The sequence below is a fragment of the Streptomyces sp. NPDC088194 genome, assembly GCF_040702025.1.
Taxonomy (GTDB): Bacteria; Actinomycetota; Actinomycetes; order Streptomycetales; family Streptomycetaceae; genus Actinacidiphila.
Window position 1 is genome coordinate 40,588 of sequence record NZ_JBFBIV010000048.1, and the last position, 21,042, is coordinate 61,629.

At 71.0% G+C, this 21,042-nt stretch carries 22 protein-coding genes and 1 pseudogene; 12 read left to right on the forward strand and 11 right to left on the reverse strand.

Going from position 1 to position 21,042, the window contains the following annotated elements:
• Positions 1 to 3: 3 nt before the first annotated feature.
• Together AB0399_RS24925 and AB0399_RS24930 are read left to right on the forward strand one after the other, a co-directional pair.
• Positions 4 to 1,446, forward strand: coding sequence for an MDR family MFS transporter (locus tag AB0399_RS24925; RefSeq protein WP_329363712.1), 1,443 nt, complete (start codon positions 4 to 6; stop codon positions 1,444 to 1,446).
• 54 nt (positions 1,447 to 1,500) lie between these two features.
• Complete coding sequence (locus AB0399_RS24930; RefSeq protein WP_329363710.1) at positions 1,501 to 2,181, forward strand: helix-turn-helix domain-containing protein; 681 nt, start codon at positions 1,501 to 1,503, stop codon at positions 2,179 to 2,181.
• Between the two features lie 389 nt (positions 2,182 to 2,570).
• Here the strand turns inward: AB0399_RS24930 and AB0399_RS24935 are convergent, their stop codons facing one another.
• Both AB0399_RS24935 and AB0399_RS24940 read right to left on the reverse strand, forming a co-directional pair.
• A complete protein-coding gene (locus AB0399_RS24935) occupies positions 2,571 to 3,413 on the reverse strand; it encodes an NAD(P)H-binding protein (RefSeq protein WP_366412858.1) in 843 nt (280 codons plus the stop codon).
• Positions 3,413 to 3,820: a nuclear transport factor 2 family protein gene (locus AB0399_RS24940; protein ID WP_329363707.1), complete on the reverse strand. Its 408-nt coding sequence runs from the start codon at positions 3,818 to 3,820 to the stop codon at positions 3,413 to 3,415. The genes AB0399_RS24935 and AB0399_RS24940 overlap by 1 nt, the downstream gene beginning before the upstream one ends.
• A gap of 346 nt (positions 3,821 to 4,166) precedes the next feature.
• Here AB0399_RS24940 and AB0399_RS24945 point away from each other — a divergent pair.
• Positions 4,167 to 4,331: pseudogene (locus AB0399_RS24945) on the forward strand (IS5/IS1182 family transposase); the annotation flags it as partial.
• Positions 4,332 to 4,379: 48 nt separating this feature from the next.
• Here AB0399_RS24945 and AB0399_RS24950 read toward each other — a convergent pair.
• Entirely contained in the window at positions 4,380 to 4,751 is a 372-nt protein-coding gene (locus AB0399_RS24950; RefSeq protein ID WP_329363705.1) for a MerR family transcriptional regulator, read from the reverse strand.
• A gap of 144 nt (positions 4,752 to 4,895) precedes the next feature.
• On the opposite strand from AB0399_RS24950, the gene AB0399_RS24955 reads away from it, so the two are divergent.
• Together AB0399_RS24955 and AB0399_RS24960 are read left to right on the forward strand one after the other, a co-directional pair.
• Positions 4,896 to 5,231 carry an EthD domain-containing protein gene (locus AB0399_RS24955; RefSeq protein WP_366412859.1) on the forward strand — a complete coding sequence of 112 codons (336 nt, stop codon included), beginning with the start codon at positions 4,896 to 4,898 and terminating at the stop codon, positions 5,229 to 5,231.
• A gap of 311 nt (positions 5,232 to 5,542) precedes the next feature.
• The gene (locus AB0399_RS24960) at positions 5,543 to 6,370 is read left to right on the forward strand and encodes a helix-turn-helix transcriptional regulator (protein WP_366412860.1); all 828 of its coding nucleotides are present in this window, start codon (positions 5,543 to 5,545) and stop codon (positions 6,368 to 6,370) included.
• On the opposite strand, the gene AB0399_RS24965 is transcribed toward AB0399_RS24960, so the two are convergent.
• The gene (locus AB0399_RS24965; RefSeq protein ID WP_366412861.1) at positions 6,285 to 6,611 is read right to left on the reverse strand and encodes a Tn3 family transposase; all 327 of its coding nucleotides are present in this window, start codon (positions 6,609 to 6,611) and stop codon (positions 6,285 to 6,287) included. The genes AB0399_RS24960 and AB0399_RS24965 overlap by 86 nt on opposite strands.
• Here AB0399_RS24965 and AB0399_RS24970 point away from each other — a divergent pair.
• Positions 6,544 to 6,693, forward strand: coding sequence for a hypothetical protein (locus AB0399_RS24970; protein ID WP_366412871.1), 150 nt, complete (start codon positions 6,544 to 6,546; stop codon positions 6,691 to 6,693). The two genes, AB0399_RS24965 and AB0399_RS24970, sit on opposite strands and share 68 nt — an antisense overlap.
• Before the next feature lie 298 nt (positions 6,694 to 6,991).
• A complete protein-coding gene (rsgA, locus tag AB0399_RS24975; RefSeq protein ID WP_366412862.1) occupies positions 6,992 to 8,071 on the forward strand; it encodes a ribosome small subunit-dependent GTPase A in 1,080 nt (359 codons plus the stop codon).
• 52 nt (positions 8,072 to 8,123) lie between these two features.
• Here the strand turns inward: rsgA and AB0399_RS24980 are convergent, their stop codons facing one another.
• The 4 genes from AB0399_RS24980 to AB0399_RS24995 all read right to left on the reverse strand — a co-directional run bounded on the left by AB0399_RS24980 (position 8,124) and on the right by AB0399_RS24995 (position 11,426).
• A complete protein-coding gene (locus AB0399_RS24980) occupies positions 8,124 to 8,255 on the reverse strand; it encodes a hypothetical protein (RefSeq protein ID WP_328470765.1) in 132 nt (43 codons plus the stop codon).
• 109 nt (positions 8,256 to 8,364) lie between these two features.
• Positions 8,365 to 8,523, reverse strand: coding sequence for a hypothetical protein (locus tag AB0399_RS24985; RefSeq protein WP_366412863.1), 159 nt, complete (start codon positions 8,521 to 8,523; stop codon positions 8,365 to 8,367).
• A 40-nt stretch (positions 8,524 to 8,563) separates the two neighbouring features.
• On the reverse strand, positions 8,564 to 9,598 hold the full coding sequence (locus AB0399_RS24990) for a LacI family DNA-binding transcriptional regulator (protein ID WP_328470767.1): 1,035 nt from the start codon (positions 9,596 to 9,598) through the stop codon (positions 8,564 to 8,566).
• 349 nt (positions 9,599 to 9,947) lie between these two features.
• Entirely contained in the window at positions 9,948 to 11,426 is a 1,479-nt protein-coding gene (locus AB0399_RS24995) for an MFS transporter (RefSeq protein ID WP_366412864.1), read from the reverse strand.
• Between the two features lie 161 nt (positions 11,427 to 11,587).
• Between AB0399_RS24995 and AB0399_RS25000 the strand changes: the two genes are divergently transcribed.
• Complete coding sequence (locus AB0399_RS25000) at positions 11,588 to 12,235, forward strand: helix-turn-helix domain-containing protein (protein ID WP_329373800.1); 648 nt, start codon at positions 11,588 to 11,590, stop codon at positions 12,233 to 12,235.
• 187 nt (positions 12,236 to 12,422) lie between these two features.
• Complete coding sequence (locus tag AB0399_RS25005) at positions 12,423 to 12,821, forward strand: PPOX class F420-dependent oxidoreductase (protein ID WP_329363692.1); 399 nt, start codon at positions 12,423 to 12,425, stop codon at positions 12,819 to 12,821.
• Between the two features lie 78 nt (positions 12,822 to 12,899).
• On the opposite strand, the gene AB0399_RS25010 is transcribed toward AB0399_RS25005, so the two are convergent.
• Both AB0399_RS25010 and AB0399_RS25015 read right to left on the reverse strand, forming a co-directional pair.
• Positions 12,900 to 13,382, reverse strand: coding sequence for a DUF456 domain-containing protein (locus AB0399_RS25010; protein WP_329363691.1), 483 nt, complete (start codon positions 13,380 to 13,382; stop codon positions 12,900 to 12,902).
• 264 nt (positions 13,383 to 13,646) lie between these two features.
• The gene (locus AB0399_RS25015) at positions 13,647 to 14,633 is read right to left on the reverse strand and encodes a helix-turn-helix domain-containing protein (protein ID WP_329363689.1); all 987 of its coding nucleotides are present in this window, start codon (positions 14,631 to 14,633) and stop codon (positions 13,647 to 13,649) included.
• A 259-nt stretch (positions 14,634 to 14,892) separates the two neighbouring features.
• Here AB0399_RS25015 and AB0399_RS25020 point away from each other — a divergent pair, with 259 nt between their 5' ends.
• The 3 genes from AB0399_RS25020 (at position 14,893) to AB0399_RS25030 (ending at position 19,841) form a co-directional block, all read left to right on the forward strand.
• A complete protein-coding gene (locus AB0399_RS25020; protein ID WP_366412865.1) occupies positions 14,893 to 17,343 on the forward strand; it encodes a protein phosphatase 2C domain-containing protein in 2,451 nt (816 codons plus the stop codon).
• Between the two features lie 28 nt (positions 17,344 to 17,371).
• Positions 17,372 to 19,114 carry a pyruvate dehydrogenase gene (locus AB0399_RS25025; RefSeq protein WP_328470779.1) on the forward strand — a complete coding sequence of 581 codons (1,743 nt, stop codon included), beginning with the start codon at positions 17,372 to 17,374 and terminating at the stop codon, positions 19,112 to 19,114.
• Positions 19,115 to 19,235: 121 nt separating this feature from the next.
• On the forward strand, positions 19,236 to 19,841 hold the full coding sequence (locus AB0399_RS25030; protein WP_366412866.1) for an ATP-binding protein: 606 nt from the start codon (positions 19,236 to 19,238) through the stop codon (positions 19,839 to 19,841).
• Between the two features lie 61 nt (positions 19,842 to 19,902).
• On the opposite strand, the gene AB0399_RS25035 is transcribed toward AB0399_RS25030, so the two are convergent.
• Positions 19,903 to 21,027, reverse strand: a complete 1,125-nt coding sequence (locus AB0399_RS25035; RefSeq protein ID WP_329363682.1) for a DUF2637 domain-containing protein — start codon at positions 21,025 to 21,027, stop codon at positions 19,903 to 19,905.
• Positions 21,028 to 21,042: the final 15 nt, after the last annotated feature.

Genomic DNA, 21,042 nt, shown 5'->3' on the forward strand with positions numbered 1-21,042 from the left:
ACCTTGACCAGTACGACCCAGTCCTCTCCACGCCCACCGGACACGCTGCCGAAGGTCCCCGCGGAGGTGTGGCGCGTCGCGGCGGTGGTGATCACCGGCTCGTTCATGTCCACCCTCGGCTCGTCCCTGGTCAACGTCGGCCTCAAGACGATCGCCGGGGTGCTGCACGCCCCGCTGAGCAACGCCCAGTGGGTGGCCACCGGTTACCTCATCGCGTTCGCGGCCGCGTTACCGGTCACCGCGTGGCTCAGCCGGCGGATGGGCGCCGGCCGGCTCTGGCTGTGCGCGCTGGCGGGGTTCACCGTGGCCTCCGCCGCCTGTTCCCTGGCGCCGAACCTCGGCGCACTGATCGCGCTGCGCGCCGTCCAGGGGCTGTGCGGCGCCCTGCTCGTGCCGACCGGCCAGACCGTGATCGGCGAGATCGCGGGGCCCGAGCGGATGGGGCGGGTGCTGAACGCCACGAAGATCGTCGTGGTGCTCGGTCCCGTCATCGGTCCCACGATCGGCGGGCTGCTCATCCGGTCGCTGTCCTGGCACTGGCTGTTCCTGGTCAATGTCCCGGTCGGCGTGGTCGCCCTCGCCCTCGGCTCCCGGCTCGTCCCCAGGGGCGTCCCCACCAAGGGGCGCCCCTTCGACTTCGGCGGCTTCCTTTTGATCGCGGCGGGACTGCCGCTGGTGCTCTACGGCATCACGATCGCCGAGCGCCAGGGGCTGACCGACACCCGGGTGCTCGCCACCCTGCTGTCCGGGATCGTCGCGATGGCGCTGTTCGCCTGGCGCAGCCTCACCGTCGACACACCCGTGCTCGACCTGCGGCTGTTCCGCAACCGCGTCTACACGGCCGCGACCACCTCGGTGTTCTTCACCGGCGCCGCCCTGCTCGGCACGATGATCCTGCTGCCGCTGTACTACCAGCTCATCCGCCACGAGGGCGTGGTCACCTCGGGGCTGCTCATGCTCGGCATCGGCTGCGGGTCCGCGCTGTCCATGCCGTTCGGCGGCCCGATCACCGACCGAGTCGGCGGCGGCATCGTCTCCGCGGCCGGCCTGACGCTGAGCCTGGCCGGCGTGCTGCCGATGGCGTTCCTCGACGCGCGCACGGGATACCTGATCCTGCTGCCGCTGCAGGCCGCCGTGGGCTTCGGCCTCGGGCTGTCCGCCATGCCGTCCCTGTCGGTCGCGTACGCCACCGTGCCACGTGAACGACTCCCCGACGCCACCTCGGAGGCCAACATCATCCAGCGGGTGGGAGGGGCGGTCGGCACCGCCGTGCTCGTGATGGTCCTGGAGACGAACGGCACGGCCACCGACAGCTCGTTCCATCGGGCGTGCTTCTGGCTGGCGGGGGCGGTCTTCATCGCCCTGTGCCAGTCGCTGTGGCTGACGAAGGTGGAGAGCTCACGACGCAAGCAGGAATTGACACGCCGAAGTACACCGAAGGGATAACAGCATCGGCGCGCCACTTCCGCCCACCGACAAGTTTCTCGGGTTGGAGGAAAAATGTCACCGCGCTCGACGTTTCCTGATGTGCTGCTCATCAGATGGCCCGCCCAGTCGGAACTGCGTGAAGAGTGCCAACGGGGTGGTATCCCGCATCTCCTGGTCGTCGAAGGCGGTGCACCACCGCCCTTATGTGTCCATCCGTACGAGGACTGGGTGCGTCCCCCGATATCCCAGGACGACCTGGACATCCGCATTGCCACCCTGCGGACGCGGGTGCGCACCCGCCGTCCCTCGCTGAACTCGGCCGACGTGCTGGGGTTCGGCAGCCGCTCGGTCGGCCTGACCGCCACGCAGAGCTGGCTGATGGGCCTGTTCATCGAACGTTTTCGAGAAGTGGTGCAGCGCGACGAACTGTTGCTGCGGCTGCGTGAGCGGTCGGCCGACCTGCCGACACGAAACGCGTTCGACCTGCACATCATGCGCCTGCGGCAGCGGCTGTCCATCGTCGGCCTCACCCTGGACACGGCATGGGGGCACGGATACGTCTTGCAGCCGGTGACGGACCCTTCCCAGACCAATGGGCCCTGTTCCCGATGCGGACGCCGGGCCGCCTCCCTGACCGCCGCGGGTTCCACCGAAGGTTCCCCGGAACCGTCCGCCGGAGCGGCGCTCGAAGAAACACCGCGCAGAGGCATACTCGCCCGCCGCGCCTCCCCAGGGGGCCGAGCGGCTCGGTGAGGCCCGGGCGAGTGTCCGGCAGGCGGGTGCCGACCGGACCGGGCCTTGACCCCGGATCTTGGATCGCCGGCTCTTTCGGCCCGGGAGAGTCCCGGGCTCGAACGTTGCGTGGAAGGACCCGGCGAGCGCGTTGTCCGCCGGGCCGCTGACCATGCTCGTGGACCGCGTCCAAGATCAGGGGGCAAGGCCCGAGGTGGGTCCGAAAGGACGCAGACGTGAGTCGGGTGAGCTTGTGACGAGAGACGATGACGACATGCCGCAGTAAACCGGGCCTTTACTGCGGCAGGCGCAGACGGGCCGCTTCAAATCCGCTGGAGCGTCAGGTCATGTGACGCCAAACTGCGCGCTCTGCGTGGTCATGCTGGACCGCACATCGCTGCTGTTCAGCACTACCGCGTCCACTCGTACGCGTGATCAGATACGAATTCGGCAAAGGCGCGCGGCGGACGGCCCGTCAGTTCAAGCACCGCAGTGCTGACCTGGTCTTCGCGTCCCTCCTTGATTCCGTGCTCGACGGCGGCAAGGGCGGCAGCGAACTCCGTCGGCATCCCGGAGGCGCGGTAGGCGGCAGCCTGTTCCTTCTCCGCGATACGCTCCACCCGAACCTGTCTGCCGGTCTGCGCGGTGATGATCTGCGCGGCCTGTGGATAGCTCATCCCGTGCGGCCCGGTGATCAGGTAGTCGCTTCGAGCGTCCACCTCCAGGTCGGCCAACAGCGCGGCAGCGCTGGCCGCGACGTCCCGCGCGTCGACCCACCCCAGCTCGCCGTCACCGGCTGCGGTGCGGATCTCACCGAGTCGATGGATGTGCTCGGCCAGTGGGTGCGGGCGCAGGAAGTTCTGCATGAAACCAGACGCGCGGAGTACGACACCTCCGGGTTGAGCCTGAACCTGAGCGGCCATCTCCACAGCGCTGGGCGCGTTCGGCAGCACAATGGCGGAGCCGAGCATGACGAGGCGCCGGATACCGGCCCGTTGCGCTTGGCGCAGGAAGGGCTCGACCAGAGGCAGCGGGTCCACACTCTCCACCGGTGCAAGCAGGAAGACCCGGTCCGTCCCGTCGAGCGCAGGTCCAAATGTGGCCGGGTCATTCCAGTCGAAGCGGATCGCATCAGGATCGGCTGCGGCCGGGTTCCGGCTGGCGACCCGAGCCCGCACGCCAGCATTGCGGAGCACTTGCACCAGCGTCTTGCCGGTCTTGCCGGTCCCTCCGGTCACGAGCACTCCGGCCATCAGGCGTCCTTCCTTTCAAGCGAGTCGATCAGCCCGGCGAGCCCCCCGGCCGCGGCGGCCCCCGACAGCGGGCTCCAGTAATCCCGATACAGAGCGATCAGCCCGTCGCGGACCGTGAGAACCACGATGTAGTCCAGGCGGTAGGGCTGGGAAGTGGCCACGGTGCGGCCGGTGGCCGTCCACTCCACCACGACGGTGTCCGTTTGATCCGTGGGCCGCACGGTAAGCGCGGCCACCTCCTTCATGTCCATCAGCTCCGGATAGTGAGCGAGGTAGGCGCGTACCTCCTCACGTCCGCGGAGAACGCGAGCGGAACTCCCGGCTGCGAAGGGGAACTCCGCGATTCCGTCAGGCGCCCACAGATCAGCCACGGCACTCATGTCCTTGGCCAGCATCAGGTCGATCATGCGGCGAAAAACTTCCTCAGGCGTGCTGGACACTATTTCTCCTCGTAGTCAACAAACCAACCAGAGCACCATGCACGGAAGTTCTGTGGGCGCGGAACGGACAGCCAAGCCCCGGACCACCAGTGCGAGGCTTGGAACTCGTCACACGATGATGCGGACGGGTTGTTGAGGCGTCGCCAGATCCGGCGCTGGCCCAGTTGTCGCCGGTTGGGGATGCTGTCGTCGCCCTTGTCCCCGAGCAGGGCGTCCGGGCGTTCGCGGGGGGTGCCCGACTCGGCCGGCGACGGGGCGGTGTTTGCTGCCGGTCTCGCGGCGGTCGACCGGCGAGGTGCCAGTCGCTCGCCCGCGACTCGGCTGCTCCTAGCAGGCGATCGCCGGCACGACCTGCTCGGCCACCACGATCCGCAGTCGCCGCGACGAATGCGTCCGGTTCGGCATCTTCGCCCGGCTCAAACGGATCGCGCTGGGTTCCTACGACCGGATCGTCGGCCTCGTCCTCGATCAGACCGCACCTGGACGCCGGCCATCGACGCCTTCTTCGACCTCGCCGACCCGATCATCACAGTTCATCCGCCACGTTCGCCAGAAAGTTCCGATTTACGTCGATCAGGTGATCAAGTGCTGCTCTGGCGGCGGCCAGGCTGTCGATTGTGGTCGAAAGGCGATTTCGCTCCTGATTCATTGCGGTCAAAGCTTCCCGGGCTCTGTCCCTGTTGGGCTCCGTCATGCAGGGGACCATTCGAGCGATGGTTCTGCTGGACATTCCGGCGGCCAGGAAGCCCTGAATCAGCGCCACCCGCTGGACGTGATCATCGTCGTAGTACCGCTGGCCGCTGGGGGACCTTGCGCTGACCAGCAAGCCCTGCTGCTCGTAGTAGCGCAGTGATCGACGGCTTGCTCCTGTCCGGGCGGACAGTTCACCGATCCGCATCTCAACCCCTCGTGTGCACTGGGTCACAGCGACTTGCCCTTGACATCGATGTGAGCGTTTAGGTTAACCCCGTGGCTCGCGATCCGCCGCCAGGGCACCTGGTTGCCGACCCCTCGCGTCCGCGAGCACGAAAAGGAGAAGTCTGTGATCAAGTTCGCTTTCATGATCAACCGTGTCGATGGAATGACCTTCGAGGAATTTGTTGAGCATCATCGAAATCGCCACGCCCCGTTGTTCACCTCCATTCCGGAAGCGCGAGAGTACGTGAAGAAGTACACCGTCTCCCACCCGGTGCCGGCCGAAGGGTATCCGAGCCCCGCCTACGACGGCCTCACTGAAATCTGGTTTGAAAGCTGGGCGGATCACGACGCCTTCTTCGCGTCCAAGAATTACAAGGAGCTGGTGAATCCGGACGAGAGTAGGTTCATCGATATGAATTCAGTGGCAGTAATGGTCACTGAGGAAAGGGTTGTGGTCTAACCCGTTGGCGCTTCATGTCGCGGGCGATGCGGCGGGCGTCAACCTGGGGCGGATTTCCTTGGGCTTGTCGCGATCACGCATCCGCCGATCGTTCCCGCCCCGACGGTAGCCCTGGTGGCGTCGTGGGCCTTCTCCGTATACCTGGGGCTCTGACAGCCCGGTCATGGCAGCGCAGGTACAGGTCTCTCCGATGATCACAGAGCGTCGCCACTCCATGATCGCCGGGACCTGTGCCTGTCTTGCGGCTGGGTGCCACCAGCACTCCTATTCGCGCGCCCTCCTGGCTGTCCCTCCCGTGACAGGATGGAAGTGTGAGCAGCCAGGAACTCGCAGACTTTCTCCGCCGCCGCCGCGAGGACCTGCGACCAGAAGACGCGCCGGCCGAAGCGACGCTTTCATCAAGCCGGCGTGCCCGTCGCACACCCGGACTGCGCCGCGAAGAGGTAGCCGCGCTGGCGCAGGTGTCGGTGAGTTACTACGAACGACTGGAACAGGCACGGGCACCCCGGCCCTCACCGCAGGTGCTGTCTGCGCTGGCGACGGCTCTCCGGCTCACTGAAGCAGAGCGTGACCATCTGGCCCGCCTGGCCGGGCAAGTGCTGCCGGCAGCGAACGACGGCGCTCCAGAGCACGTACCCGAGGATGTCCAACAGCTACTCGGCAGACTTGACCGCATCCCTGCCTACATCGTCAACGACCGGCAGGACATCGTCGCCTGGAACGCAGCAGCCGCAGCTCTGATCACAGACTTCTCCCGTCTCTCACCTGACGAGCGCAACGTCACCCGCATGTCGACGAGATTCCGTGACACCCTCTGCACCGGCGCGCCCGGTTCGGAGTCCGATTTCTCTCAGCAGGCAGCCGCTCAATTGCGCGCAGCCAGCGTTCGGTACCCCACGGACAACGTGCTCGCAGGGCTGATCAACGAGTTCGCAACCCACGATCCGGATTTTGCGAGCATCTGGCGTAACCACGCTGTACGCCCCACCCCCAGCGTGCGAAAGAACCTGCACCACCCCACGCTGGGCGAGCTGGAAATCGACCGGCACACCCTCAGCCTGCCCGGCTCAGGTTTCTCCTTGGTGATGTACACGGCAGAAGTCGGCAGCCCCAGCGCCGCTGCGCTAATGAGACTTTGACCGCTGCCACTACGGAAGCCACCGCCTCCGGCGGCCGCGCCGGTCGGCCCGTGTGGCCCTCCTCGATCTCCCGCTGGAGGTCCCGAAGCATAAGGCAGCGGGCCACGAAGATGGTCTTCTGGGCGCGGTCGACCTCCAGCATCGCCGCGTAGGTGGGGTGGGAGGCGTTGCGGGTGAAGCGCCGCAGGATCGCCTCGGTGGCGGCCGTCCGGGTCCGGGTCGTGGTGCCGCCCTCGATCATCCGGTCGTACTGCTGGGCGATGAGTGCCCAGCGGATCGGGGACGGCCTTCAGGGTGCCGTGACCCGCTTCCATACAACGTAAGCAAGGCCCGTAATTGGGTGGCGCGGGTGGTGGGGGAGCCGCTACGGTGCGGGTGTTCGCAGAGCGGTGCCCCGGGTGGGGTGGCCGTGTCGGTCGTGTGTGTGACCTGGGAGGTGTGACCCGATGGCTGTTTCCGTGACGGGTGTTGCCCGTATTCAGCTGATCGTGCAGTTCACCTCTGTGGTCTCCGGCTGACCTTTTCTGCTGTTCGTCGCGCCTGTGGGGCGCGCGGGCCGGGGCCCTGTTCGAAGGGTTTCCCTTGTCTTTCTCTTTTCGTGATGCTTCCTCGCATGCTCTCGTGCCTTATGGCTGGGACGACGTGTGGGAGGCGGAGTTCGTGCCGTACGCCGAGCGTGGGCTGGTGCCCGGGCGGGTGGTGCGGGTGGACCGTGGACGGTGTGATGTGTTCACGGCTGAGGGTGTGGTGCGTGCCGACACCGAGTACGTCGTGCCGAAGGACCCGATGCGCGTGGTGTGCACCGGGGACTGGGCCGCGCTCGACCCGGCCGGCCATGACCCCCGTTTCGTGCGGGAACTGCTGCCCCGGCGCTCCCGGTTCGTCCGTTCCACGTCGTCGAAGCGGTCGGAGGGCCAGGTGTTGGCGGCGAACCTGGACCACGTGGCGGTGTGCGTCTCGCTCGCCCTCGAACTGGACCTGGGACGGCTGGAACGGTTCGTCTCGCTGGCCTGGGAGAGCGGCGCACAGCCGGTCGTGGTGCTCACCAAGGCCGACCTGGTGCCCGACACCACCCATCTGCTCGCCGACGCGGAAGCCGCCGCGCCCGGGGTGCGGGTGGTGGTGGCGAGCGCCGAGAGCGGTGAAGGGCTCGACGAGCTGGGCGAGTTGCTCGCCGGGGGCAGCACGGTGCTGCTCGGGCAGTCCGGCGCCGGCAAGTCGACGCTGACCAACGCCCTGGCCGGGGTGTCCGTCCAGGAGGTGCAGGCCACCCGGGACGCCGACGGCAAGGGCCGGCACACCACGACCACCCGGGACATGGTGCCGCTGCCGGACGGGGGAGTGCTCATCGACACCCCCGGGCTGCGCGGCGTCGGGCTGTGGGACGCCGAGACCGGACTCGGCCAGGTCTTCGCGGAGATCGAGCAACTGGCCGCGGACTGCCGCTTCCCGGACTGCTCGCACCAGGCCGAGCCAGGGTGCGCGGTGCTCGCCGCGCTGGACGACGGCACCCTGCCGCAGCGCCGCCTCGACAGCTACCGCAAGCTGCTGCGCGAGAACGCCTGGATCGCCTCCCGCACCGACCAGCGACTGCGCGCCGAACTGCGCCGTGAGTGGAAGCAGCGGTCGGCGGCCGGCCGGGAGATGTACGAGCGCAAGCGCGGCGGGGGCGGCGGCCACCGCCACGGCCAGGTCCGCTGACCGGCGGCCGGCTCAGCGCGGCCGGCTCAGCGCGGTCGGCCCTCCGCGCTCCTCATCCGGTGCCGCCACGACGTCCGTGGCGGCGCCGGACCCCGATCGGGCTTCCCTCGCTCCAGAAGGAACCGATGATCCCGGCGATGACGAGCGCCACGATCACGATTCCCAAGATGACGCTGTAGGCCATGCCATGACCTCCTCACATCCGCGCGGCCTTCACCGCACCGTCACTTTCGCTGCCTGATCGTGACCTTCCCGTTGCATGACGGTCTCAATCCACTTCTCAACATGGCTTCTCAGTAGACCTGTTGAGCGTTGGCGAAAATATGACGGTAGGTAAGTCGCGCGATGCGTAAACCGGATGAACGGTTGAAGTGCTGGTCGGCTTCCGCCCCGATCTCGGCGCCGCCCATCCGCCGCTCATCCCCGCCCATCCGCCGCTCATCCCCGCCCATCCGCCGCTCATCCCGCCCATCCCGCCCATCCCGCCGACCCTCACGCCGACGCGCGCACCACCAGCTGCGTCCGCGTCACGATCGACGACAGCGCGGGCCCGCCCGACTCGGCCGCGCCCGCCTCGATCCGGCGCAGCAGCAACCGCGCCATCATCCGGCCCATCTCCTCGATGTCCTGCCGGATCGTGGTCAGCGGCGGGTCGGTCCAGTCGGAGACCGACACGATGTCGTCGAAGCCGATCACCGCCACGTCCTCCGGCACCCGCCGTCCCCGCGTGCGCAGCAGCCGCAGCGCGCCCGAGGCCATCACGTCGGACGCCGCGAACACCCCGTCCAGGTCGGGGAAGTCGTCCAGCAGCCGGGCCATCGCCTGGGAACCGCCGTCGGGGGTGAAGTCGCCCTCGGCGATCAGCCGCGGGTCGATGTCCGGCAGCGCGTCGCGGAAGCCGTCCAGCCGGTCCACCGAAGCGGTCTGGTCCAGCGGGCCGGCGATGTGGCCGATCCGGCGGCGGCCCAGGTTCAGCAGGTGCTGGACCGCGTCGCGGGCGCCGCCGCGGTTGTCGCAGTCGACGTAGAGCGTCTCGCTGTCGGACCAGTCGGGGCGGCCGCCTATCACCGTCGGCACCCCGGCCCGGCGGGCGAGCGCGGGCAGCGTGTCGTCGTCGTGCAGCGAGAAGATCAGCGCGCCGTCCACGTGGCCGCCGCCCAGATAGCGGCCCACCCGCTCGTAGTCGCCGGCGCCCTCGGTGAGCAGCAGCACCAACTGGTTGTCGTGCGCGGTCAGTTCCTTGCTGATGCCGCGTACCTGCTGGGCGAAGAACGGGTCGGCGAAGAACCGCGTCTCCGGCTCGGCCACGACCACCGCGATGGCGTCGTTCCGCCGGGTCACCAGGGCGCGAGCGGCCTGGTTGGGCACGTAGCCCAGCTCGTCGACGGCCCGCCGGACCCGCTCGGCCAGCGGCGCGCGCACCCCCTCGCTGCCGTTGACCACGCGGGAAGCGGTCGCCCTGGACACCCCGGCCCGTGCGGCCACGGCCTCCAGCGTGGGGCGGGGCACGAAGCTCGGGTCGGACAACGGAGGGCTCCTTCGCACGCGGATAACGAAAATTTCCGGACCATTTCGATACGGACAGCGTATCGGGTCCGGCTGACCGCGTGAGAGCGCTCTCTCGGTGTGTCCCCAGGGTTGCGGGTGCCGACACCCGCACCGGTCCGCCCGGGCGCGCCGCCGCGTGGGCCGCCCCCGCGTGGGCGTGCGCGGGCGGCCCGGCGGGCGGACAGGTGGACGGGCGGATGGTGCGTACGTACGGACGGACGGTGCGTACGGTCCCGCGTCCGGTGAGCGGCGCCGGATCAGCGGCCGCTCGCCGAAGCCGCTCGCCGAAGCCGCTCGGCGTGATCCGGCGACTCCCAGGGCGAACGGGTCAGGCGGGTTCCTCGGCGGCGGCCTCTTCGGTGGAGTGGGAGTCAGTGAGGGTGAGGGCGCCGCCTGCCGCGACCAGGCCGACGACGACCGCCAGCACCGCGTAGGTGACCCGCTCGCCGTGGAAGAACGACGCCACCAGCGCCTTGCTCCAGGTCCCCGCGGGCAACTGCGTGGTGACCAGCGCGGCGATCAGGGTGCCGACCAGGGCGGTGCCGACGCTGGTTCCGACCTCCTGGGCGGTGTCGTTGAGCGCGGCGCCGATCGACGTGCGGTTGCTGGGCATCGCGTCGACGAGTGCGATGGCGCAGATCGTCATGACGGTGCGCAGTCCGATGGTCATCAGGACCATGCAGGCCGCGATGGCGCCGTACCCGTGGTCGACGCCCCAGGACAGGCCGGCCAGCGAGCCGGCCAGGCAGGCCGCGCCGACCAGGCAGGCGATCCGGTGGCCGAACCTTCCCGCCAGCCACTCGGACAGGGGAGTGGCGGCGATCATGGTCACGATCATCGGGAGGTTCGCCAGGCCGGCCCGGACGGGGCTCCACCCGTAGGCGTACTGGAAGTGGAGGATCAGCCCGAACATCACCGCGGCCATCGCGATGGCCGTGCCGATCTGCGCGATGGCGGCGCCGCGCACGGTGCCGTCGGAGAAGAGGCGCAGGTCCAGCATGGGCGAGGGGCTGCGGCGCTCGTGCCGTACGAACGCGACGCCCGCGGCGATGGCGCCGAGGACGGCGGTGAGCGTGACGGCGGAGTGCCAGCCGTGCTCGACGCCGCTGGTCAGCGAGTAGCAGGCGAGGCCGATGGTGGTGACGCTCAGCGCGGCGCCCGGCAGGTCGAGCCGGTCCTGGGTCAGGTCCTCCGGCCGGTCGGCCGGGACGCCGAGACGGACGCCGACGGCCGCGAACAGCGCGATCGGGGCGTTGACCACCAGGAGCCACTGCCACCGCACGTGGGCCAGGGCGGTGCCGCCCAGCAGGGGGCCGAGGACGAAGCCGGACATCCCGACGATGATCATCAGGGTCATCGCGCGCATCCGCAGCGCCTTGTCGTCGAACAGCCGGAAGACCAGCGAGTTGGTGATGGGGGCCATCGCGGCCGCGGCGATGCCGAGGCCGGCCCGCAGGGTGATGAGTTCCCCCGCGGTGGTGACCGCGACGACGCCGAGGCTCAGCAGGCCGAACACGGCCAGGCCGACCAGCAGCACGCGTCGGCGCCCGAGCCGGTCGGCCATCGATCCCGCCGTCAGCAGCAGGCCGCCGAAGGTCAGCGAGTACGCGCCGGTGACCCACTGCAGCGCGGTCGTGCTGCCGTCGAGGTCCCGGCCGATCGTGGGCAGCGCGATCGACAGCAGGGTGTTGTCGACCATCTCCACGAAGAAGGCCAGGCAGAGCGCGGCCAGGGGAATCCACGCCGCGCGCAGCGACGGATAGGTACGCGATGCGGCGGGCGCGGTGGAAGGGGCGGTCGTGGTCATGGCGGGCCTCCTTTCGGAACGTCGCCGAGTATCGAACGACGTTCGACCATAGAACGTGGTTCGATGAATGTGCAAGTTGTGAAAGGATGTGCACCATGACAGGCCCGCGACCACGACCCGCCGATCGTCCTTCCCGAGGGCGGCGACGTGCTTCGCACTCCATCGAGGCGGTTCTCACCGCGGCGGTGGCCCTGCTCGACGAGGCGGGCGAGCCGGCGCTGACCCTCCGCGCGCTCGCGGCCAGGCTCGGCACCGGCGTCGGCAGCATCTACTGGTACGTCTCCGGCAAGGACGACCTGCTCGAACGTGCCGTCGACCACGTGCTCAGCGGGGTGCTGACCGCCGTCGAGGGGCGGGCCGACAGCAGTGACCCGATCGACGACCTGCGCGTGATGGCCGTCATGCTGTTCGACGCGATCGTGGACCGGCCGTGGCTGGGCGTGCACTTCATGCGCGACATCGACGTCCAGGGCAACTCGTTGCGGCTCTACGAGAAGCTGGGGCAGCAGACGCTCCGGCTCGACCTCACGCCACGGCAGCGGTTCCACGCCGTGTCGGCGATCGTGGGCGTCGTGGTCTCCAACGCCGCCGACATGGGGCAGGAGCCGCCCGAGGAGGTGGTCGAGGGATTCGTGGACCGCGACGAGTTCCTCGGCCGCTACGCGACGACGTGGCGCGGGCTCGACGCCGGGGAGTACCCGTTCCTGCACGACATCGTCGACGAGTTCGACGGGCACGACGACAAGGAGCAGTTCCTCGCCGGCCTGGACCTGACGCTGGCGGGCATCCGCTTCCAGGCCGGAGCCTGACGCCGGGGCAGCCGTTCCCGACCCGCACCCCCGCACCCCCCGCACCCCCCGCACTCCCGCACGGCCCACACGGCCCGAACGGCCCCGAGTGGCAACGGCCTTTCTGCGCTTCGCCTAGGACCTTGGTCCGGGTTCTTTCAGCCGAGCGGCGGATGCCGGGGCGGGGGCGCGGCGGGAGGATGACCGTATGACGACCAGGACCGCACGGACCGAACTGAACGAAGCCGAGCTGGCGTATCTGCGCGGGCAGTTCCTCGCCAGGCTGGCCACCGTCGACGCGAAGGGGCGCCCGCAGGCGAACCCGGTGGGCTTCTTCCTGCGCGAGGACGGCGCGGTGGACATCGGCGGCTTCGCGATGGGTACCACCAAGAAGTGGCGCAATGTCGCCGTCAATCCGAACGTGTCCCTCGTGGTGGACGAGATGTCCCGCCCGGGCGACCCCCGTACCGCCCGCGGCGTCGAGATCCGCGGCACCGCCGAGCAGGTGGAGGGGCCGCACGAGTACGGCGAGCGGATGAGCCCGGAGCTGATCCGTATCCACCCGTACAAGATCATCAGCTGGGGCATCGAGGGCTCCGCGGTCTGACGCGCGGGCGGGACGCCGGCCGAGGGCGCCGGGCGCGGGACGATGCCGCCGGGCTCGGTCCGACGCTGGCGGCGCCGGCTACCCCGCGATGACCGCGCCCACCCACGCGCCCGCCACGATCAGGCACGCCATCAGCTCGACCAGGACGGACCCGCCGACCGTACGCATCACCCGGCGGGTCGCCGTCCAGGCGGCGCGGTGGCCGCCGAGCCGGACCCGCTCGTGGACGTACACGGTGCCGGCGAAGCCCAGCGGCGCGCCCACCACCGGGAGCACGAAGAACCCGGGGATCGCCACCCCGCTCGCCGTCATCACCGTGTGCCAGGTGACGCCGGAGTCGCGAATCCGCCGGGACGGCATCAGCCACAGCACCACCTGGGCGACCGCCAGCAACCCCGTCGCCCCGGCGAGTACGCCCCAGGTCAGGGTGGTGTGCTGCGAGGTGGCCCACCACAGCACGGCGCCCCAGCACAGCAGCGTCCCCGGTACCCCAGGTGCCGATACGCAGACGATGCCGAGCAACATCACCGCGCCGATCAGGCACAACTGTGCGGTCCCCATGAGAGCCACCCTGCCGGAATCCGGGCGCGTTCGCTGTCCGGCGACGCGCCCGACGCACCGGTGTTACCGGATCGCGTCCCCCGGCCGGGTGCGAGACCGGCCTGCCGCATGCCGCCAGGGAACCGTACGCCCGATGCGGGCCGCGGTGGGCCGGATTCGGACGGATCGCGCCCGGTGCACGCCTCGCGTACGCCCCCCCTGCGCGCCCCGCGTACGCTCCCGCGCGCCCCCGCGCACGGATCACGCCGGGCGGGCGGCCCCGGGTCAGGGCTCGTCGCGGGCGATCCAGCCGCGTTCGTAGGCGTGCCAGCCGAGCTGGAGGCGGGTGCTCACGCCGGCGATCTCCATCAGCCGCTTCACCCGGCGCTGCACCGTGCGCAGGCCGAGGTCGAGCTGTTTGGCGGTGGAGGTGTCGGTCAGGCCGGCCAGCAGCAGGGAAAGGATGCGCAGGTCGGTGTTGTCGGGCTGCGCGTTCCGCTGCTCGGCGAGTATGCCGCCCGGCTCCAGGCGCAGTGGCATGGCCTGCCGCCACACGCCCTCGAAGAGCTCCGTCAGCGCCTCCAGCAGGCCGCTGGCGTGCACCACCAGCGCGGCGGGCTCGGCGCGGCGGCCCAGCGGCACCATCGCCAGCGTCCGGTCGACCACCACGAGCTTGGTCGGCACCCGTTGCACCACCCGCACCTGCTCGTCGCGGTCGAGCGCGGCGGCCAGTTCGGTGAGCCCGCTGTGCCCGGTGACTGCTTCCCGCTCCAGCACCACGCGGTACGTCACCCCGCGCCGCGCCGCGTCGGCCTCCGCGTCGTTGTCCACGCCGTCGACCGCGACCGGACGGCCGCTGACCAGGGCGCACACCTCGCGCTCGGCGCCGAACTGGAGTTGGAGGAAGCGCTGGGCCACCGCACCCGCGCCGGTGACCACTTCGACGAGGTCGTGCACGGCGGGTTCTGCCGCCTCGGCCCTGAACTCGGCGGCGAGCACGGCCGCGGCCAACTCGGCCTGCTCCAGGGCGTGCCGCCGGCTGGTCAGCAGCGCGGACAGCGCGACCGCCGGCGGCGCGACCACCCAGCGGCCGGGCCGCGCGGAGGACTGGGCGACCAGGCCGTGCCCCTCCAGCCGGCGCAGCAGCCGGGCGGCGTCCTCCTCGGGCAGCGCCAACCGGTCGGCCAGCTGGCCGAGTTCGGCCGCGCCGAGCGCGACCAGAGCGCGGTAGGCCGATTCCTGTGCCTCGTCGAGGCCGATGGCGCCGAGCAACGAAGGCCCCTCCTCGGGATGGGCGGCTGTGCGACACCGACGGCGACGGCGGCATGGCGGGAATGAGCCGCGGCGGTTTCCCGCCGTGGACATCCTCCCCTCCTTCGGGTGCCCTCTGCCACTGTGATCCACATCGCAGCCGGTGTCATACCCGGGGAGCACGTGCGAACCGCGCGCGCCGGGCCGGCCCTGGCCGTGGGGGCTGGGCCGACCCGGCGTTTCGCGTTTCCCGGTCCGCTCGGCGGTGGACAATAAGGGCATGAGCCAGCAGGGCGACGCACGCGGCAGCCAAGAGGACGACTGGTGGCGGCAGTTGTACGACGAGGAGGTCGCCGCCGGAGCTTCGGGCGCCGGGAACGACTCCCTCGACGCGCACTTCGACTCGGCGCTGAACGCGATGACGCCGCCGCCCCCGCCCCGGACCGAGACGCTGCGGCTGCGGCGGCCCACCCCGCCGCCCCCTCCGCCGTCATGGCAGCGGCCGAGCCGTCCGGCGCCCCCGCCGCCACCACCGCCGCGCCAGGAGGAGCGCACGGCTCCTCCGCCGCCGTCGTGGGACCCGTGGGCGGCCGCACCGACCTTCGCGGAGCCGGCACCGATGCCGGTACAGCGGCAGCCCGAGCGGGAGTTGGCGCCGGAGCCTTTCGCGGAGCCGGCCGCGGAGCCGGCGACGGCGCCGGAACGGGAGCCCGTCCGGGAGCCCTTCGCCGCGGAACCGGTGTCCGCCCGGTCCGAGCCACCCGCGCCGCCGGTGCCGCCGGCCGAGGAGGCGCGGACCGAGCCCGGGCCGGAACCGGAACCGCCGTCAGATCCGGAACCGGCGTCAGAACCGGTGCGCGACGCGGTGCGCGAGGCCGAGCCGCGACCCGCGGTCGAACCGGAGCCCGCGGTCGAACCCGAGCCCGAGCCTGACCTCGCCGCGGAACCGGTGGCGGAACCCGAGGCCGTGCCGGACCCGCGCATGGGCAGCGCGTACGCACCCGCGCCGCGCGTACCCGAGGCCGTACGGGCACCGGCGCCCCTGCCCGCACAGGAGCCGGACGTCCAGGCGGGACCCGAGGCCGCGTACGAACCCGCGCCGGAGCCGGAGTGGCCCGAGCCCGTCGTCGAGCCCGCACCCGCTGCCGTCGCCGACCCCGAACCCGAACCCGAACCCGAGGATGAACCCGCCGCCGTAGCCGAACCGGAGGCCGCGCCCGCGCCGGACCCGCGTGCCGCGGAGACGTACGCTCCGCCGCCCGCCAAGCCCTGGGACGCGTGGGCCACTCCGCGCAGCGCGGCTCCGCCGCTGTCCAGCCCGGCCGCGCCGACGGCCCCGCCCGCGGCCGAGGGCTGGTCGGCGCGGCTCTCGCAACGACCGCCGCAGCCGACCGAGCAGGAGGCGTCGGCGGCTCCAGAGACGCCCCCCGAGTCACCCGGGCGCCCCGAGAGCGCCGGGGCGCCCGAGGCCCAAGCACCCCCGCGAGCGGCGGCCTCCCCGTACACGGACCTGGTCGAGGACCCGGCCGCGGAGTCGGTCCCGCTTCCGGCTCCGGCTCCGACCTCGGAAGCGCCGCCGCCCGCGTCCCCCGCGCCCGCCCGCCCGCAGCCGTCGGATTCCCCGTATACGGACCTGGTCGAGGACCCGGCCGCCGAGCCGGCCCCGCTCCCGGCTCCGGCTCCGACCCCGGAAGCGCCGCCGCCCGCGTACGCGGAGCCGGTCGACGAGGCGCGCCTGCCTGCGCCGCCGGCCTCTGCCCCGGCCCCACCCATGGTGCAGCCGCCCGGCGAGACGGTGTTCGCCGAGGGCGAGGTGCGGTGGGCGCCGGAGTTGCCACCCGGGTGGGTGCCCGCGGCCGGGGTGACGCGGGTGGTGGACGACGCCGGCACGGAGGTGGGTGTGGTGGGCGGCGGCCCGCCGACGTACGGCCCCGAGCCGACCGCGTGGCCGGAGGCGGACCCCGAGGGGCTGGACGCGCTGGTCCCCGACACCGTGCTGGACGGGGCGGAGTACGGCGTGATGACGCTGCGGACCGCGGCGGTGCGCGGCGACTCGGCCCGTTACCGCGGCCAGCCGCGCCGGGACGCGGTGCTGACCGCGCGGTTCGGCACGGGCGACGAGGCGCTGCTGCTGGTGGCGATGGCGAGCGGGGCGCGGGCGGCCGACGACGCGCACCGTGCCGCGCAGGACGCGGTGCGGTGGATCGCGGGCGCGGTGGGCCGCAGCCGGGCCCGGCTCGCCGACGACCTGCGGGCCGCCCGCCGGGGCTCCCTGAAGTCGGGGCTGCACCGGCTGACCGACCGCTGCTACGGACGGCTGCGGGCCCGGGGCGAGGACCTGGGCCTGGCGGAGGGCTCGTACACCGCGTCGGTGCGCTGCCTGCTGCTGCCGGCCGACCCCGCGTGCCGTATCCGGCTGTTCTTCGGGGTGGGGGAGGGCGGCCTGTTCCGCATCCGGGACGGCGGCTGGCAGGACCTCGACGTCGCGCCGGACGAGGCGTCCGAGCCGTTCCGGTTCCGGGCCACCGTCGCCCAGCCGGGTGACGCGCTGCTGATGTGCAGCGCCGGCCTGGCCGAGCCGCTGCGCGGCGAGCCGGAACTCGCCGCCCACCTGGCCGGGCGCTGGGGCCAGGGCCGCGCGCCGGGCCTGGCGGCGTACCTGGCGGACTCCCAGACCCGGGTGAAGGGCTACGCCGACGACCGCACGGTGGTGACCGTCTGGGATGCGTGATCGCCCCATCCATGGGGAGATGGTCACCATGGCGAAGCAGACGGTGGCCGAGCAGTTCGTCGACGTCCTGGCGCGAGCGGGGGTGCGACGTCTTTACGGGGTGGTCGGCGACAGCCTCAACCCGGTGGTGGACGCGGTGCGCCGCAGCCGCGCCCTGGAATGGGTGCATGTGCGGCACGAGGAGACCGCGGCGTTCGCGGCCGGCGCCGAGGCCCAGCTCACCGGGCGGCTGGCCGCGTGCGCGGGCTCCTGCGGCCCGGGCAACCTGCACCTGATCAACGGGCTGTACGACGCGCACCGCTCGATGGCGCCGGTGCTGGCGCTCGCCTCGCACATCCCGAGCAGCGAGATCGGCACCACGTACTTCCAGGAGACCCATCCCGACCGGATCTTCCAGGAATGCAGCCACTACAGCGAACTGGTCTCCAACGCCGCCCAGATGCCCCGGGTGTTGCAGACCGCGATCCAGCACGCGGTCGGCCAGGGCGGGGTGTCGGTGATCAGCCTGCCCGGCGACATCGCGGCCCAGCAGGCACCGCAGCGCACCGAGGAGCACGCGCTGGTCACGCGGCGCCCCGCGATCCGCCCGGGCGACACCGAGATCGACGAACTGGCCCGGCTGGTGGACCGCGCCCAGCGGGTCACGCTCTTCTGCGGCAGCGGCACCGCGGGCGCCCACGACGAGGTGATGGACTTCGCGCGGAAGGTCAAGTCCCCGGTCGGGCACGCGCTGCGCGGCAAGGAGTGGATTCAGTACGACAACCCGTACGACGTCGGCATGAGCGGGCTGCTCGGCTACGGTGCGGCCTACGAGGCCATGCACGAGTGCGACCTGCTGATCCTGCTGGGCACGGACTTCCCGTACAACGCCTTCCTGCCGGACGACGTGACGATCGTGCAGGTCGACGTGCGTCCCGAACACCTGGGGCGGCGATCGAAGTTGGACCTCGCGGTGTGGGGGGACGCCGGTGAGACGCTGCGCTGCCTGACGCCGAAGGTGCGCGAGAAGAAGGACCGCGCCTTCCTGGACCGGATGCTGAAGAAGCACAGCGACGCGCTGGAGGGCGTCGTGAAGGCGTACACCCGCAAGGTGGACAAGCACGTGCCGATCCACCCGGAGTACGTCGCGTCGGTGCTGGACGAAGTGGCCGCCGACGACGCGGTGTTCACCGTCGACACCGGGATGTGCAACGTCTGGGCGGCTCGCTACCTGACGCCCAACGGCCGGCGGCGGGTGATCGGTTCGTTCTCGCACGGGTCGATGGCGAACGCGCTGCCGCAGGCGATCGGCGCGCAGTTCCTGGACCTGAAGCGGCAGGTCGTGTCGATGTCCGGCGACGGCGGCTTCAGCATGCTGATGGGCGACTTCCTCACCCTGGTGCAGTACGACCTGCCGGTGAAGGTGGTGCTGTTCAACAACTCCTCCCTCGGCATGGTGGAGTTGGAGATGATGGTGGAGGGGCTGCCGGCGTACGGCACCACCAACCACAACCCGGACTTCGCGGCCATCGCGCGGGCCTCCGGCGCCTACGGGGTGCGGGTCGAGAAGCCGAAGGACCTGCGCGGCGCGCTCAAGGACGCCTTCCGGCACAAGGGGCCCGCGCTGGTGGACGTGGTGACCGATCCGCACGCGCTGTCCATCCCGCCGAAGATCACCGGTGAGCAGATCGGTGGGTTTGCGCTGTCGATGGGCCGGACCGTGCTGGACGGCGGCGTCGGCAAGATGGTCCAGCTCGCCCGCTCCAACCTGCGCAACGTGCCTCGCCCGTAAGGGAGTTGACGGGTGCGTCAGCCAGGCCGGCGGTGCCTTTCGGTGATGTCGGCGGCGCCGGTCTGCCGTATCGCCGGGGACCTGTCAATCCATCGGATGAGTGGACGCATCCGTGGTGGGCATGCCTATCGGGAGGGGAACAAGGATCGGTTGGAACGGGGGAAGCAGGACGAATATCACGGGGTACCGGTTGCGGCGCGCGGTACGGCGGGCGGATCTGCCCGCCGTGGCCGAAACTCGCAGGGTCCTTCGGGACAACCTGCGGGAGTGGGGCGTGGCCGCACTGGTGGACACAACGGAACTACTGGCCACCGAACTTCTCACCAACGCACTCCAGCACACCTGCGGGGGCGCCGTGTTGACCGCGACGCTCTCACCGGAAGGGTTCCGGGCCGGGGAGCCGGGGCAGCGGCTGCGGATCGAGGTCCGCGACACCGTCGCCCGCCTGCCCCGCCCGCGTCCTCAGCGGTGGGAGCCCGATCCGTCCGGGGACTACGGCACTTCGGGCCGCGGCCTGCTGCTCGTCGACGCGCTCGCCGACGACTGGGGGGTGCGGCCGTGCGCGGCCGGCGGGAAGGAGGTCTGGTTCGAACTGAACGCGGAAGCGCTGAACACCGAAGCATTGAACGCGGAAGCGCTGAACTCCGAAGCATTGAACGGGGAAGCGCTGAACTCCGAAGCGCTGAACGGGAAAGCACTGAACGCGCTGGACGCGGAAACGGCGTGACCCCGGGTGGACCTGTGTCCACCCGGCAGCCACGCCGCCCGTGTACCGCTACTTCACTTGCTCAGCCGAACTGACGCTCCAGGTCCTGGAGTTTGCGCTCCAGGGAGTCCAGCCGGGGAAGCGTCAGCGTGTCGTCCTCGGCGATCAGGTCGATCGTCTTGGGGCCCGACGCTGACGCGGACGGCTCGGACTGCGAAGCGAACGGCTCCGACGCGGAGTTGGCGGCCGGTGCCTCCTCGCGTACCGGCTGGAGTGCCGGACGCGCCCGCACCGGCAGTTCACCGGACGGCAGTTCGGCCGAAGGGGATATGGCAGGCTCCGAAGCGGTCTGGCCGTTGCCCGTCGCACTCGCGGCGGGCAGTTCGACCTGGCGACCGCCCCGGCCACCTCGCGGCCACGGCCGCCCCTGTCGGGTGATTGCCTTTATCTTCGCCCGCTCCATCCGGTCGTGGTCGCGGCGCCGCAACTCGTTCTGCTCGCGCTGCCGCTTGTCCTCGCGGACCTCCTCGACCGCCTCGTCCAGCGAGCGCACGCCCTCCAGCAGCATCAGCGACCAGGCGCCGTACGTCTCCCGCGGGGCGCGCAGCCACCGCACCATCCGGATCTGCGGCAACGGCCGCGGCACCAGGCCCTGTTCGCGCAGTGCCGCCCGGCGGGTCTGCTTCAGCGCGCGGTCGAAGAGCACCGCGGCCGACAGCGACATGCCGGCGAAGAACTGCGGCGCGCCCGCGTGATCCACCCCGCGCGGCGCGTGCACCCAGTTGAACCAGGCCGCGGCGCCGGCGAACATCCACACCAGCATGCGCGAGCCGAGGGCGGCGTCGCCGTGGCTGGCCTCGCGGACCGCCAGCACGGAGCAGAACATCGCCGCCCCGTCCAGGCCGAACGGCACCAGGTACTCCCAGCCGTTGTCCAGGCCGAGGTTCTCCCGCCCGAAGCCGACCAGGCCGTGGAACGACAGTGCGGCGGCCACGGCGGCACAGCAGAACAGCAGCACGTACGAGGCGCTGCCGTACACCGCTTCCTTGCGGCGGCGGCGTTCCTCGCTGCGCTCCCATGAATCGCCCTGGGTGGCGCTGTCACCGGACGTGCGGCGGTTGCGGAAGACGAAGACGCAAGCCGCGAGGACGACCAGGCCGATGACGGCCGAGATCATCCAGTCCAGCGATATGTCGGTGATTCTCATATGCGATTCCTCGTG

Coding starts and splice junctions, on each gene's coding strand:
- AB0399_RS24930 (WP_329363710.1), top strand. CDS start 1,501: ATGTCACCGCGCTCGACGTTTCCTGATGTGCTGCTCATCAGATGGCCC.
- AB0399_RS24935 (WP_366412858.1), bottom strand. CDS start 3,413: ATGGCCGGAGTGCTCGTGACCGGAGGGACCGGCAAGACCGGCAAGACG.
- AB0399_RS24940 (WP_329363707.1), bottom strand. CDS start 3,820: ATGATCGACCTGATGCTGGCCAAGGACATGAGTGCCGTGGCTGATCTG.
- AB0399_RS24950 (WP_329363705.1), bottom strand. CDS start 4,751: ATGCGGATCGGTGAACTGTCCGCCCGGACAGGAGCAAGCCGTCGATCA.
- AB0399_RS24965 (WP_366412861.1), bottom strand. CDS start 6,611: ATGATCGAGGGCGGCACCACGACCCGGACCCGGACGGCCGCCACCGAG.
- AB0399_RS24980 (WP_328470765.1), bottom strand. CDS start 8,255: ATGGCCTACAGCGTCATCTTGGGAATCGTGATCGTGGCGCTCGTCATC.
- AB0399_RS24985 (WP_366412863.1), bottom strand. CDS start 8,523: ATGGGCGGGGATGAGCGGCGGATGGGCGGGGATGAGCGGCGGATGGGC.
- AB0399_RS24995 (WP_366412864.1), bottom strand. CDS start 11,426: ATGACCACGACCGCCCCTTCCACCGCGCCCGCCGCATCGCGTACCTAT.
- AB0399_RS25005 (WP_329363692.1), top strand. CDS start 12,423: ATGACGACCAGGACCGCACGGACCGAACTGAACGAAGCCGAGCTGGCG.
- AB0399_RS25010 (WP_329363691.1), bottom strand. CDS start 13,382: ATGGGGACCGCACAGTTGTGCCTGATCGGCGCGGTGATGTTGCTCGGC.
- AB0399_RS25020 (WP_366412865.1), top strand. CDS start 14,893: ATGAGCCAGCAGGGCGACGCACGCGGCAGCCAAGAGGACGACTGGTGG.
- AB0399_RS25025 (WP_328470779.1), top strand. CDS start 17,372: ATGGCGAAGCAGACGGTGGCCGAGCAGTTCGTCGACGTCCTGGCGCGA.
- AB0399_RS25030 (WP_366412866.1), top strand. CDS start 19,236: ATGCCTATCGGGAGGGGAACAAGGATCGGTTGGAACGGGGGAAGCAGG.
- AB0399_RS25035 (WP_329363682.1), bottom strand. CDS start 21,027: ATGAGAATCACCGACATATCGCTGGACTGGATGATCTCGGCCGTCATC.